At 63.1% G+C, this 12,950-nt stretch carries 10 protein-coding genes and 1 rRNA gene; 8 read left to right on the forward strand and 3 right to left on the reverse strand.

All coding sequences use genetic code 11. The annotated features are described in order from the left end of the window. From rrf to GTP90_RS10660, 3 genes are all read left to right on the forward strand, one after another. A 5S ribosomal RNA gene (rrf, locus tag GTP90_RS10650) occupies positions 1-112 on the forward strand. Positions 113-295: 183 nt separating this feature from the next. Continuing rightward, entirely contained in the window at positions 296-1,624 is a 1,329-nt protein-coding gene (locus GTP90_RS10655; RefSeq protein ID WP_161083593.1) for a L,D-transpeptidase Cds6 family protein, read from the forward strand. Beyond that, complete coding sequence (locus tag GTP90_RS10660) at positions 1,624-2,853, forward strand: L,D-transpeptidase family protein (protein ID WP_254451815.1); 1,230 nt, start codon at positions 1,624-1,626, stop codon at positions 2,851-2,853. The genes GTP90_RS10655 and GTP90_RS10660 overlap by 1 nt, the downstream gene beginning before the upstream one ends. A gap of 97 nt (positions 2,854-2,950) precedes the next feature. Here the strand turns inward: GTP90_RS10660 and GTP90_RS10665 are convergent, their stop codons facing one another. Continuing rightward, entirely contained in the window at positions 2,951-3,496 is a 546-nt protein-coding gene (locus GTP90_RS10665) for an acyloxyacyl hydrolase (RefSeq protein WP_161083496.1), read from the reverse strand. Positions 3,497-3,610: 114 nt separating this feature from the next. Here GTP90_RS10665 and GTP90_RS10670 point away from each other — a divergent pair, with 114 nt between their 5' ends. Then, positions 3,611-4,507: an NAD(P)-dependent oxidoreductase gene (locus GTP90_RS10670; RefSeq protein ID WP_256369099.1), complete on the forward strand. Its 897-nt coding sequence runs from the start codon at positions 3,611-3,613 to the stop codon at positions 4,505-4,507. Here the strand turns inward: GTP90_RS10670 and GTP90_RS10675 are convergent. After that, on the reverse strand, positions 4,504-5,697 hold the full coding sequence (locus GTP90_RS10675; protein ID WP_161083498.1) for a M20 aminoacylase family protein: 1,194 nt from the start codon (positions 5,695-5,697) through the stop codon (positions 4,504-4,506). The two genes, GTP90_RS10670 and GTP90_RS10675, sit on opposite strands and share 4 nt — an antisense overlap. A gap of 147 nt (positions 5,698-5,844) precedes the next feature. On the opposite strand from GTP90_RS10675, the gene GTP90_RS10680 reads away from it, so the two are divergent. From GTP90_RS10680 to GTP90_RS10695, 4 genes are all read left to right on the forward strand, one after another. Beyond that, complete coding sequence (locus tag GTP90_RS10680) at positions 5,845-7,923, forward strand: molybdopterin-containing oxidoreductase family protein (RefSeq protein WP_161083499.1); 2,079 nt, start codon at positions 5,845-5,847, stop codon at positions 7,921-7,923. A gap of 9 nt (positions 7,924-7,932) precedes the next feature. After that, positions 7,933-9,060, forward strand: coding sequence for an aminopeptidase (locus GTP90_RS10685; RefSeq protein ID WP_161083500.1), 1,128 nt, complete (start codon positions 7,933-7,935; stop codon positions 9,058-9,060). A 189-nt stretch (positions 9,061-9,249) separates the two neighbouring features. Next, positions 9,250-10,941, forward strand: a complete 1,692-nt coding sequence (locus GTP90_RS10690; RefSeq protein WP_161083501.1) for a long-chain-fatty-acid--CoA ligase — start codon at positions 9,250-9,252, stop codon at positions 10,939-10,941. A 3-nt stretch (positions 10,942-10,944) separates the two neighbouring features. Next, positions 10,945-12,615 carry a long-chain-fatty-acid--CoA ligase gene (locus GTP90_RS10695; protein ID WP_161083502.1) on the forward strand — a complete coding sequence of 557 codons (1,671 nt, stop codon included), beginning with the start codon at positions 10,945-10,947 and terminating at the stop codon, positions 12,613-12,615. Positions 12,616-12,653: 38 nt separating this feature from the next. Here GTP90_RS10695 and GTP90_RS10700 read toward each other — a convergent pair whose 3' ends face one another. Beyond that, complete coding sequence (locus tag GTP90_RS10700; protein WP_161083503.1) at positions 12,654-12,950, reverse strand: hypothetical protein; 297 nt, start codon at positions 12,948-12,950, stop codon at positions 12,654-12,656.

Below are 12,950 nucleotides of genomic sequence, written 5' to 3' on the forward strand. Positions count from 1 at the left end.
CTGATGACCATAGCAAGTTGGTCCCACCCCTTCCCATCCCGAACAGGACCGTGAAACAACTCTGCGCCGATGATAGTGCTGCAACCAGTGTGAAAGTAGGTTATCGTCAGGCTAGTTATATAAAGAACCCCACCCGGTGATCCAGGTGGGGTTTTTTGCTTTCTCCGGCAGTGTTTTGTCGTAAAAAGAGGCATATAAGATACAAGCTAGATTTTGATCTGAAGAAACGAAAGGTGTACCATGTACTCTTCCGTGCTTGCCTTATACCTCAATGAAAAACAAGACAGCCCAATCCATGCTGTACCGTGCCCTGGCGTCCGCCGGCATCGTGGCAACCATCTTCGCGACTGCGCCAGCGAGCGCCGACGAGATGGCCGACGTCAGCAAATTGGCCAAGGCTGGCAAGGTTGTCGAAGCACTCAATAAGACCAACGAATACCTGAGCAAACACCCGTCCGATCCGCAGATGCGCTTCATGAAGGGCGTGCTGCTGACCGAGCAAAACAAGTCGGACGAGGCCATCGCCGTCTTCACCAAGTTGACCGAGGATTACAAAGATCTGCCGGAACCATACAACAACCTGGCTGTGCTGTACGCCGCCAGCGGGCAGTATGACAAGGCGCGCGTAGCGCTGGAAAAGGCGATGCGCACCAATCCAAGCTATATGACGGCCTATGAAAACCTGGGCGATGTCTATGGCAAGATGGCCAGCCAGGCTTATGACAAGGCGCTGGCGTTGGGAGCTAACAATGCGCCGCCGGCCAAGTCCAAGTTGACACTGTTGCGCAATTTCTCCAGCAGCACGGGCGCCAAGTTCGCCGCGCCCGAGACCGCAGCGCCAGTTCCTGCTCCGGCGCCGCAGGTGGCCCAGGCGGCGACCGCGCCGCGCGCGCCAGCCAATGCGGCTCCGCCGCTGATCTCGCAAATTCCTGCCGATGCCGGCAAATCGACCACGCTGCAGCGCATACCGGCCTTGTCCGTCACGCCGCCAGCGCCGGTCGTCAAAGTGGCCGCCGCCACCGTGCCTGCGCCCGTACCGGCACCGGCCAAACCGCCCGCACCCGCGCCAACCGCCGCGCCGGCCAAGCCCGCCGCACCAGTCCCGGCGCCAGTGCTGGCCAAAGTCGAACCACCGAAGCCGAGCCCTGTCCCTGCGCCAGCGCCTGCGCCCGTCAAAGCCGCGCCGGTAGTGGTCGCCCAGGCTGAAGCCGCCAAGCCCGCCAAGGTGGAGCCGCCGAAGCCCGCCAAGCACGAGCCGGAAAAAGCCGCGAAGCCGGACACGGCCGACCGCGACGCCGTGTTGGCACAGGTCCACGGCTGGGCCAAGGCCTGGACCGCGCAGAACGTCGATTCCTACCTCGGCTATTACAGCCAGGAGTTCGAACCGCCCAAAGGCTTGTCGCGCAAGGCATGGGCCGATGAGCGCCGCGCCCGCATTGAAGGCAAAGGCCGCATCCGCGTCGACGTGGGTGCGCCGGAAGTGGTCGTAAACGGCAATACCGCCAAAGTGACCTTCCACCAGACTTATGAATCGGATCGCCTGACGGCCAGAAGCCGAAAGACGCTTGTACTGGTCAAAAATGGTGGAAAATGGCAGATCAAGCAGGAAGCTTCGGGTAGCTGATGTCACACTTTAGATTGACACAACACTGGCGTGCCAGTGCGTTGCTGTGCGCGGTACTTCTCAGTGTCTTGGGAGGAGAGGCCAGCTACGCCGCAAAAAAGCCTGCGCGGGCGCCGGTCGTCCGTAAAGCCAATCCCGAAGAGCTGCTGTCCGATATCTACCGCGAGCTGGCCGAGCACAACCTGCGCGTGGCCCAGCAAAAGGCCGATGCGCTGGTGGAGGCCTACCCGAACTTCCGCCTCGGCCACCTGGTCCGCGGCGACATCCTGCTGATGCATACCCGCGCGGTGACCTCGCTGGGCGCCGCCGTGCCGCCGGGCGAGGATTCCAAGCTGGCCGACCTGCGCCGCGAGGCGGCCGTGCGCCTGCAGGCCGAGCCCGGCCGTCCGTCGCCTGCGTTATTGCCGCGTGCGCTGCTGCAGATGCGCAAGGACCAGCGTCACGCGCTGATCGTCGACGCCAAGCATTCGCGGCTCTACCTGTACGAGAACCGCAACGACCAGATCCGCCTGCTATCCGACTTCTACGTCAGCCAGGGCAAGCTGGGTATCAACAAGCTCAAGGAAGGCGACATGCGCACGCCGGTGGGCGTGTACTACATCATCGGCCGCCTGCCCGGCATCAAGCTGCCCGACATGTACGGCAAGGGAGCACTGCCGCTCGACTATCCGAACGACTGGGACAAGGCGCAGGGCCGCAGCGGTTCCGGCATCTGGGTGCACGGCACGCCGCCTGAGACCTTCAGCCGTCCGCCACTGTCGACCGATGGCTGCGTGGTGGTGAGCAACGACGACCTCAACACGCTGACCCGCACGGTGGAAATCGGCAAGACACCGATCCTGATCGGCGACCAGGTCGAGTTCGTCAGCAAGGAGCAGATGGAGCGCGACCTGCGTGTCGCCAGCTCGCTGGTGGAATCGTGGCGCCGCGATGTCGAGAACCGCGACGATGCCGGCCTGCGGGCGTTATATTCGCCGCGCTTCAAGTCGGCGGCCGACGAGGATGTGAACACCTGGCTGGACAAGAACCGTTTCCTGCCGGGTGCCAAGAAGATCAGCGTGACCGTGACCGAGCCGAGCTATTTCCGCCAGCCGAGCCAGGAAGAAGTCATCGTCAGCAATTTCACCCAGCAGATCGTGGTGGGCAAGTTCCGCCACGCGGTGCGCAAGAAGCAATACTGGGCCAAGGAAGGCAAGAGCTGGAAGATCGTCGCCGAAACGAACGTATAAGACATTGGGGTCAAGTCTGACATTCGGACACGAGCCCTACCGTAGCGTAGTACTACGGTAGGGCTCGTGTCCGAATGTCAGACTTGACCCCAAATTTTTAGAAGTGGTAGGCCGCTTTGACTTCGAGGAAGTTCACGCCGGTATTGGGCTTTTTGTAGCCGCCGTTCGAGAAATGCTGGATCTTGCCGCCGATTTCCCAGTTGTTGTCGAATACGTAGCCGATGCCGATGTGGTCGCCAAACTGGAAGTGGGTCGACAGGCGGTAGGTGTCGTTGTCGTACAGCTTGGACAGGCGGTGCACGCCGATGCCGCCTTCGTAGTACAGGCCCTTCTTGTTGTCGTTCTCGAAGCGGAACACTGGCGTGAAGCCCACGTCCCACAGGTGCGCGGTGTTGCCCGAAATGTTCTGGTATTGGCTCTCTTTCCAGAAACCGGCGCTGGCTTCCCAGTAGCCGCTCAGGTGCGTGCCGTTCGATTGGAACCAGCGTGCGCTCCAGTCCTTGGCGGCGCTGAAACGCACCATCTGCACCTTGGCGGCGTTGCCGTAGTCGATGGCGACGGAGTCGACCAGTTTGTCATCGGCGTAGGCGCCTTGCATCGCGACCAGGGCGACGGCGGCGGCAATCAATTTTTTAGTGAACATAGTATCCTTGCGTAGTTAGTGCTGTATCTCAATTTATACGGCTGCCAAGATTGTACCGGGGTTCCAGAAAATATTCCGGGGTGGCTGCTTTTTTGATCATCTCAGGAGTTGGAATTGTCTACGCGAATCGCCTTTCTTGGTATTGGCTTGATGGGAGATCCGATGGTGCGCCGCCTGCTGGCGGCCGGCCACAAGGTCACGGTCTGGAACCGCACCTTCGCCAAGGCCGCCGCGCTGGCCGATGCCGGCGCGCACGCGGTGCCCGAACTGGCCGAGGCGGTGCGTGATGCCGGCATCGTGATTTCGATGCTGGAGGCCGGCCCCATCGTTGGCGAGGTGATGCGCGCCGCGCTGCCGGCGCTGGCGCCGCGCGCGCTGTGGGTGGACATGAGCTCGACCCGTCAATCCGAGGCGCAGGACTTCCATGCGCTGCTGGCGGCGCAGGGCCGGCGCTTTGTCGATGCGCCGGTGTCCGGCGGCGTGGGCGGCGCGGCGGCCGGCACGCTGGCCATCATGGCAGGCGGCAGTGCGGATGATTTCGCCGAGCTGGAGCCGGTGCTGGCCGTGATGGGCCGGCCAACGCTGGTGGGCCCGGCCGGCAGCGGCCAGGTGGCCAAGCTGTGCAATCAGTTGATTGTCGGCGCCACCATCAACATCGTGGCCGAGGCCTTGCTGCTGGCGCAGGCGGCCGGCGCCGATCCGGGCGCGATGCGGGCGGCGATACGCGGCGGCTTCGCCGAAAGCAAAATCCTCGATGTGCATGGCCAGCGCATGCTGGACCGGAATTTTGTCGCGGGCGGACAGGTAAAGACGCAGCTGAAGGATCAGCGCAATATCCTGGCTGCGGCGGAAGCTGCCGGCATCACCTTGCCGGTGACGCAATTGGTGACCGAACGTTATCAAGCGCTGGTGGAGACTGTCCCGCAGGCCGATCATTCGGCGGCCCTGCTGGGACTGGAAGCCCTGAACCCGGGGCAGCGCGTCGGCACCGCCCCGGACAAGCTGGCTTAAGCGGCCGGCAGACTCATCTCCGCCAACCGCACCCAGAAGCTGGCGCCGATCGGCAGCAGGTTGTCGTTGAAGTCGTAGCTGCCGTTGTGCAGCACGCACGGGCCGAGGCCGTGCCCGCCGTCGCGGTGCTCGCCCTCGCCGTTGCCGATGAAAACGTAGCAGCCCGGCTTGGCCTGCAGGAAGAACGCGAAGTCTTCCGCGCCCATGGTGGGCTCGACGTTGTCGTCGACCTTGTCCGCGCCCACCACCGACTTCATCACCTCGACCGCGAACTTGGTCTCGGCCGGATGGTTCACCAGCGGCGGATAATTGCGGCGGAACTTGAACTCCACCTCGGCGCCAAACGCGGCCGCCGTGTGTTGGGCGATCTCGCCCATGCGCTGCTCGATCATGTCCAGCACCGGCTGGGTGAAGGTGCGCACCGTGCCGACCAGCTCGGCCTCGTCGGGAATCACATTGGTGGCGCTGCCCGCGTGGATCTGCGTGATCGACAGCACGGCCGTGTCCAGCGGACTCTTCTGCCGGCTGATGATGGTCTGCCAGCTCTGCGCGATCTGCACCGCCACCATCACCGGATCGATGCCCTTGTGCGGCTGGGCCGCGTGCGCGCCCTTGCCCTTTACGGTGACGTAAAACTCATTACTGGAAGCCATCATCGGCCCTTCGACCACGCTCATCGTGCCGGCCGGCGCGCCCGGCCAGTTGTGCATGCCGTAGATCGCATCCATCGGGCATTGCTCGAACAGGCCGTCCTCGATCATGCGGCGTGCGCCGGCGCCGCCTTCCTCGGCCGGCTGGAAAACGAGGTAAACCGTGCCGTCGAAATTGCGGTGCTCGGCCAGGTGCTTGGCCGCGCCCAGCAGCATGGCGGTGTGGCCGTCGTGGCCACAGGCGTGCATCTTGCCGGGATGGCGCGAGGCGTGGGCGAAGGTATTGACCTCCTGCATCGGCAACGCGTCCATGTCGGCGCGCAGGCCGATGGCGCGCTTGGAACTGCCGTGCTTGATGATGCCGACCACACCCGTCAGGCCCAGCCCGCGGATCACCGGGATGCCCCATTCGCTCAGCTTGTCGGCGATGATGTCCGAGGTGCGTTGCTCCTCGTAGCACAGCTCGGGATGGGCGTGCAGGTCACGCCGGATTTGCTGTATTTCAGATTGAAATGCAATGATGGGATCAACTAGTTTCATCTGCTTCTCCAAGATCGGGTTCGCCAGCCTTTTGGGCGGCGAGAACAGCCATTGTAGCCCTTGTCAGGCGAACAAATCCAGAGCGGACGGAATCGTCTCCATTTCGTTTACCATACTGCTTTCCGTCCACGATTTTTGATCCAAGACATGACAACGACACAAGTCCGCGCGGCCTGCCCGCACGATTGCCCCGACACCTGCGCGCTGCTGGTGACGGTCGAGGATGGCGTGGCCACCGCCGTCAAGGGTGACCCCGACCATCCAACCACGGCCGGCGTGCTGTGCACCAAGGTGGCGCGCTACACCGAGCGCACCTACCACGCGGACCGTCTGCTGCATCCGCTGCGCCGCATCGGCAAGAAGGGCGAGGGCAAGTTCGAGCGCATCAGCTGGGACGAGGCGCTCGACACCATCGCCGCCCGGCTCAAGCCGCTGGCCGAGCGCGCGCCGGAAGCCATCCTGCCGTACAGCTATTGCGGCACGATGGGGCTGGTGCAGGGCGAGTCGATGTCGATGCGTTTCTTCAACCGCATCGGCGCCTCGCTGCTGGACCGCACCATCTGCGCGACCGCCGGCGCCACCGGTTACAAGTACACCATCGGCGGCTCGATCGGCATTGACCTTGAACAGTTCCAGAACGCGAAACTGATCGTGATCTGGGGCGGCAATCCGATCGCCTCCAACCTGCACTTCTGGACCCGCGCGCAAGAGGCCAAGCGCAACGGCGCCAGGCTGATCGCCATCGATCCCTACCGCTCGCTGACGGCGGAGAAATGCCACCAGCACATCGCGCTGCTGCCCGGCACCGACGCCGCGCTGGCGCTGGGCCTGATGCACGTGCTGATCGCCGAAGACCTGCTCGACCACGACTACATCGCGCAGCACACGCTGGGCTTTGAGGAACTGAAGCAACGCGCGGCCGAATGGACGCCGGAACGCACCGCTGAAACCTGCGGCATCAGCGTGGCCGAGGTGGTCGACCTGGCGCGGCTGTACGGCGGCATGGCGCGCGCCGGCGAGCCGGTGGCGATCCGCGCCAACTACGGCGTGCAGCGCGTGCGCGGCGGCGGCATGTCGGTGCGCAGCATCGCCTGCCTGCCCGCGCTGGTTGGCGCGTGGCGCCATCCGGCCGGCGGCATCCAGCTGTCGTCCAGCGGCTCGTTCCCGACCAACAAGGCGGCGCTGCAACGGCCGGACCTGCTGACAAAGCAACCGCGCACCATCAACATGACCACCATCGGCGACGACCTGCTGCGCGCGGGCTCGCCCGAGTTCGGGCCGGCGGTGGAGGCGGTGATCGTCTACAACGCCAACCCGCTGGCGATCGCGCCCGATTCGGGCAAGGTGATGGCCGGCTTCGCGCGCGAGGATTTGTTCACCGTGGTGCTGGAGCACTTCCAGACCGACACCGTGGACTATGCCGACATCGTGCTGCCGGCCACCACGCAGCTGGAGCACATCGACACGCACACCGCCTACGGCCACCTGTACATGATGGCCAACAACGCCGCCATCGCGCCGATGGGCGAGGCCAAGGCCAACACCGAGATCTTCCGCTTGCTGGCCGCGCGCATGGGCTTTGACGACCCGTGCTTCCAGGACAGCGACGACCAGCTGGCGGCGATGGCCTTCGACGCGCGGGACGTCCGCGCGGTCAACTTCGATTGGGAATCGCTGAAGCGCAAGGGCTGGCAGAAACTCAACATGCCCGACGCGCCGTTCGCGCACGGCGGCTTCCCCACGCCGTCCGGCAAGTGCGAGTTCTACTCCGCAACGATGGCGGCCGACGGACTCGATCCGCTGCCCGCCTACCTGCCGCCGTATGAGTCGGTGGCCAGCAATCCGGAGCTGGCCAAGCGCTATCCGCTGGCGATGATTTCTCCGCCGGCGCGCAACTTCCTCAACTCCACTTTCGTCAACGTGAAAAGCCTGCGTTCGGCGGAGGGCGAGCCGCACCTGGACATCCATCCGGACGACAGCGCCGCGCGCGGCATCGCCGACGGCGACATGGTGCGCATCTTCAATGACCGCGGCACCTTCATCGCCAAGGCGCGGGTCACGGACAAGGCGCGCGCGGGCCTTGTTGTAGGCTTGTCAGTGTGGTGGAAAAAACTAGGCAGGGATGGTAAAAACGCCAATGAGGTTACCAGCCAACAGTTAACCGATATGGGCCGCGCACCAACTTTTTACGATACACTGGTACAAGTCGAAAGAGTCGCTGCTTGAAGGTAATGTATGCGCAACTTAGCCCGCCGAATCGTCCGCGCCAGATACTGGGTGGCGGCGGGCTGCGCAGCACTTATGCTGGCTGGTTGCGCGCAATTTAAGTACTACATGCAGGCCGCCCAGGGCCAGTATGCGCTGTGGTCGGACGCCCGTCCGATTGAAGACTGGCTGGGCGATCCAACCACCGATCCCCAGCTCAAGGCCCGCCTCGAAAAAGCGTTGTTGATACGCCGCTTCGCCGTGAAGGAACTGGGCCTGCCCGACAACGCCAGCTACAAAAATTACGCCGCGCTCACGCGCCCCTTCGTGCTGTGGAATGTGGTGGCGACGCCGGAGCTGTCGTTGCGGCCGATCCAGTGGTGCTTCCCGATCGCCGGCTGCGTCAGCTATCGCGGCTACTACAGCAAGGAAGACGCGATGGCCTACGCCGACGAGCTGCGCAAGGAGCGCAACGATGTGCAGGTCGGCGGCGTGCCGGCCTATTCCACGCTGGGCTGGTTCAGCGATCCGCTGCTGTCGACCTTCATCAACTATTCCGACGCCGAGCTGGCGCGCATGGTGTTTCACGAGCTGGCGCACCAGGTGGTGTACGTGCAGGGTGACTCCCAGTTCAACGAAGGCTTCGCGACGGCGGTGGAGGAGGCCGGCGTGGCGCGCTGGCTGGAGCTGTACGGCACCGATCCGATGCGCGAGGCCTACACCCGCTACAACGCGCGCCGCCAGGATTTCCTGGAACTGTTGGTACGCCACCGCAAAATGCTGGCCGACACCTACGCCAGCAAAACCAGCACCCGCCACAAGCGCGCGGAGAAGGCGCGCATCTTCGCCCACCTGAAATCCGATTACCAGAAGTTGAAGGACAGCTGGGGCGGCTACGCCGGCTATGACCGCTGGTTTGCCGAGCCGCTGACCAACGCCCACCTCAGCGCTGTGGGAACTTACCACGATTATCTGCCCGCTTTCCGTTCTTTGCTGAAGCAGGAACGAACGTTCGTGCGTTTTTATGGTGCAGTGCAAAAATTAGCTTCTCTTGATCTAGTTCAACGCCAGCAGCAGTTGCAGCAACTGGGCCGCCCGGTATTGCTCAACGCGGAGGCCACCCAGCAGCCGGATGCCACGCCGCAAGGCGCACATTGATGCTGCAATGCAGCATAAAAAGCCGTTAGAAGCCGCATTCAAATATGGTTAAATGCGCTTGCGTCCGAGCTTGCTGCCCGATAGCATCGTGATAAGTAGGCTCTCGAAGTTCGCATAGACGAATGACCGACCCTGAACCGGCACTGTGCGCCGGACCTTACAACGATAATTCGAGACACGAGGCACAGGATGGAAAAAATCTGGTTGAAGTCGTACCCGCCCGGCATGCTGACGGAGATAGACACGACTCAGTACCGCTCGCTGGTCCAGCTGCTGGAAGAGTCCTTCCACAAGTTCGCAGACCGCAACGCCTACGTCTGCATGGATAAATTCCTCACCTATGCCGAAGTCGACGCCTACTCCAAGCGCCTGGGCGCCTGGCTGCAAAGCCGCGGCATGAAGAAGGGCGCGCGCGTCGGCGTGATGATGCCGAACGTGCTGCAGTATCCGATCGCCATCGCCGCCATCCTGCGCGCCGGCTACACCGTGGTCAACATCAACCCGCTGTACACGCCGCGCGAACTGGAGCACCAGCTCAACGACTCGGGTTGCGAGGCCATCCTGATCCTGGAAAATTTCGCGACCACGCTGGAGCAGGTGCTGGGCCGCACGCAAGTCAAGCACATCGTGGTGGCCAGCATGGGCGAGATGCTCGGCGGCCTCAAGGGGGCGCTGGTCAATTTCGTGGTCCGCAGCGTCAAGAAGATGGTGCCGCCGTTCTCGCTGCCGAACGCGGTGCGCTTCAAGGATGCGCTGTCGCAGGGCGGCCGCATGAAGCTCACGCCGGTGTCGCTGGAGCCCGGCGATCCGGCCTTCCTGCAGTACACGGGCGGCACCACCGGCGTCTCCAAGGGCGCCACGCTGACGCACCGCAACCTGGTGGCCAACCTGCTGCAGAACGAGGCCTGGTCCAAGCCGGCGCTGGGCAATGTGACCGAACAGATCACCATTGTTTGCGCGCTGCCGCTGTACCACATCTTCGCGCTGACCTGCTGCGCGATGTGGGGCACGCGGGTGGGCGCGCTGAACATCCTGATCCCGAATCCGCGCGACATCGGCGGCTTCATCAAGGAGCTGAGCAAGTACAAGTTCAACATGCTGCCGGCGGTGAACACGCTGTACAACGCGCTGCTGAACCATCCGTCGTTCGGCAACCTGGATTTCTCGGGCCTGAAGATCTGCAACGGCGGCGGCATGGCGGTGCAGCAGGCCGTCAACGATAACTGGCTGAAGGTGACGGGCGTGTCCATCATCGAAGGCTATGGCCTGTCTGAAACGTCGCCGGTGGCTACCTGCAACCGCGCCGACAGCATGGCCTTCACCGGCACCATCGGTTTGCCGGTGCCGTCGACCGAAATCGCTATCCTCGACGACGACGGCAACGAAGTGGCGCTGGGCCAGCCGGGCGAGATCGCTATCCGCGGCCCGCAGGTGATGGCGGGCTACTGGAACCGCCCGGACGAAACCGCCAAGGTCATGACGGCCGACGGCTATTTCAAATCCGGCGACGTCGGCGTGATGGACGAGAACGGCTTCGTGAAGATCGTCGACCGCAAGAAGGACATGATCCTGGTGTCCGGCTTCAACGTCTACCCGAACGAGCTGGAGGGCGTGATCGCCGCGCATCCGGGCGTGCTGGAATGCGCCTGCATCGGCGTGCCGGACGAGCACTCGGGCGAGGCGGTCAAGATCTTCGTGGTGCGCCGGGATCCGAACCTCACGGTCGAGCAGTTGATGGCCTATTGCAAAGAACAATTTACCGGCTATAAAAAGCCAAAATATATCGAGTTCCGCGAGGAGCTGCCCAAAACCAACGTCGGGAAAATCCTGCGGCGCATGCTGCGCGACGAACCTCCCGGCCAGAACAAGAAAGCTGCATAAGACATGGAAAAGATTTGGCTCAAGTCCTACCCCGAAGGCGTACCCGCCGAGATCGACAGCACGCAGTACCGCTCGGTCACGCACCTGCTGGAGGAATCGTTCCGCAAGTACGCCGACCGCAACGCCTACGTCTGCATGGACAAGTTCCTCACCTACGGCGAGCTGGACAAGCTGTCGCTGCAGATGGGCGCCTGGCTGCAAAGCAAGGGCCTGAAGCCGGGCGCGCGCGTGGCGATCATGCTGCCGAACGTGCTGCAGTATCCGGTGGCGATGGCGGCCATCCTGCGCGCCGGCTACACGGTGGTCAACGTCAATCCGCTGTACACGCCGCGCGAGTTGCAGCACCAGCTGACGGACTCCGGTTCGGAAGCGATCATCGTGCTGGAGAACTTCGCCACCACGGTGGAGCAGGTGCTGGCGCACACCCAGGTCAAGCACGTGATCGTCGCCACCATGGGCGACATGCTGGGCACGCTGAAGGGCATGCTGGTCAACTTCGTGGTCCGCAACGTCAAGAAGATGGTGCCATCGTACTCGCTGCCGAACTCGGTCTCGTTCAAGCAGGTGCTGGCCGAAGGTGCGCGCCTGGCGCTGGATCCGGTCAAGCAGGGCCATGACGACATCGCCTTCCTGCAATACACGGGCGGCACCACCGGCGTTTCCAAGGGCGCCGTGCTGCTGCACCGTAACATCATCGCCAACGTGCTGCAGAACGAAGCCTGGCTGCAATTCAAGCCGCAGGCCGAGCAGCTGGTGTTCGTGTGCGCGCTGCCGCTGTACCACATCTACTCGCTGACCATCAGCGCCTTCATGGGCATGCGCATGGGCGGCCTGAACCTGCTGGTGCCGAATCCGCGCGACATTCCCGGCTTCGTCAAGGAGCTGGCCAAGTACCGCGTGGCCGTGTTCCCCGCAGTGAACACGCTGTACAACGCGCTGCTCAACAACGCCGAGTTCGCCAAGCTGGACTTCTCCTCCTACTCGGTCTGCAACGGCGGCGGCATGGCCGTGCAACAAGCCGTGGCCGACCGCTGGCTCAAGCTGACCGGCACGCCGATCATCGAAGGCTACGGCATGTCGGAAACCTCGCCGGTGGCCACCGCCAACCGCGTGGACATCAAGGAATTCACCGGCACCATCGGCCTGCCGATTCCATCGACCGAAGTGTGCATCCTGGACGACGACGGCAACGTGCTGCCGCTGGGCGCCACCGGCGAGATCGCCATCCGCGGCCCGCAGGTGATGGCCGGCTACTGGAACCGTCCGGACGAGACCGCCAAGTCGATGACGCCCGACGGCTTCTTCAAGACCGGCGACGTCGGCATCATGAACGAGCAGGGCTTCACGCGCATCGTCGACCGCAAGAAGGACATGATCATCGTGTCCGGCTTCAACGTGTATCCGAACGAAGTGGAAGGCGTGGTGGCCTCGCATCCGGGCGTGCTGGAAGTGGCGTGCATCGGCGTGCCGGACAAGAACTCCGGCGAGGCCGTTAAACTGTTCGTGGTGCGCAAGGATCCGAACCTGACCGCCGAGCAGCTGCTGGACTTCTGCAAGCACGAGCTGACCGCCTACAAAAAGCCGAAGTACATCGAGTTCCGTGATGAGCTGCCGAAGACCAACGTCGGCAAGATTCTGCGCCGTCAGCTGCGCGACGAAAAAGTCGCAGCGTAACAAAAAAAATCGCCTGCTGAGACAGGCGATTTTTTTAGCTAGTGGCGTTCGAAATGCAGCCCCTTCCTGATGCAGGCGAGCCGTTTGTCCTTCATGGCGGCGGCCAGCCGCTGCCGCACTTCATGATCGTGATCGACATATCCTTCGACGTTGGCCTTGCGGGCACAATCTGCCCAGTGCTGGTCGTCGACGTCTTGCAGCCTCTTGAACTCGGCCAGTGACAGCACGACCACCGGGTCGCGCTCGGCGTGTTCCACAACTATCGTCTGCGTCAGAGCCTGGTGCAAATAGCTATCCAGCTCTTGCGCGATTTCACTCTCCGTGACTTTCAACAT

The organism is Duganella vulcania (assembly GCF_009857655.1).
GTDB lineage: Bacteria > Pseudomonadota > Gammaproteobacteria > Burkholderiales > Burkholderiaceae_D > Rugamonas > Rugamonas vulcania.

Coding starts and splice junctions, on each gene's coding strand:
- GTP90_RS10680 (WP_161083499.1), top strand. CDS start 5,845: ATGACAACGACACAAGTCCGCGCGGCCTGCCCGCACGATTGCCCCGAC.
- GTP90_RS10690 (WP_161083501.1), top strand. CDS start 9,250: ATGGAAAAAATCTGGTTGAAGTCGTACCCGCCCGGCATGCTGACGGAG.
- GTP90_RS10700 (WP_161083503.1), bottom strand. CDS start 12,950: ATGTTGAAAGTCACGGAGAGTGAAATCGCGCAAGAGCTGGATAGCTAT.
- GTP90_RS10655 (WP_161083593.1), top strand. CDS start 296: ATGCTGTACCGTGCCCTGGCGTCCGCCGGCATCGTGGCAACCATCTTC.
- GTP90_RS10665 (WP_161083496.1), bottom strand. CDS start 3,496: ATGTTCACTAAAAAATTGATTGCCGCCGCCGTCGCCCTGGTCGCGATG.
- GTP90_RS10695 (WP_161083502.1), top strand. CDS start 10,945: ATGGAAAAGATTTGGCTCAAGTCCTACCCCGAAGGCGTACCCGCCGAG.
- GTP90_RS10660 (WP_254451815.1), top strand. CDS start 1,624: ATGTCACACTTTAGATTGACACAACACTGGCGTGCCAGTGCGTTGCTG.
- GTP90_RS10685 (WP_161083500.1), top strand. CDS start 7,933: ATGCGCAACTTAGCCCGCCGAATCGTCCGCGCCAGATACTGGGTGGCG.
- GTP90_RS10675 (WP_161083498.1), bottom strand. CDS start 5,697: ATGAAACTAGTTGATCCCATCATTGCATTTCAATCTGAAATACAGCAA.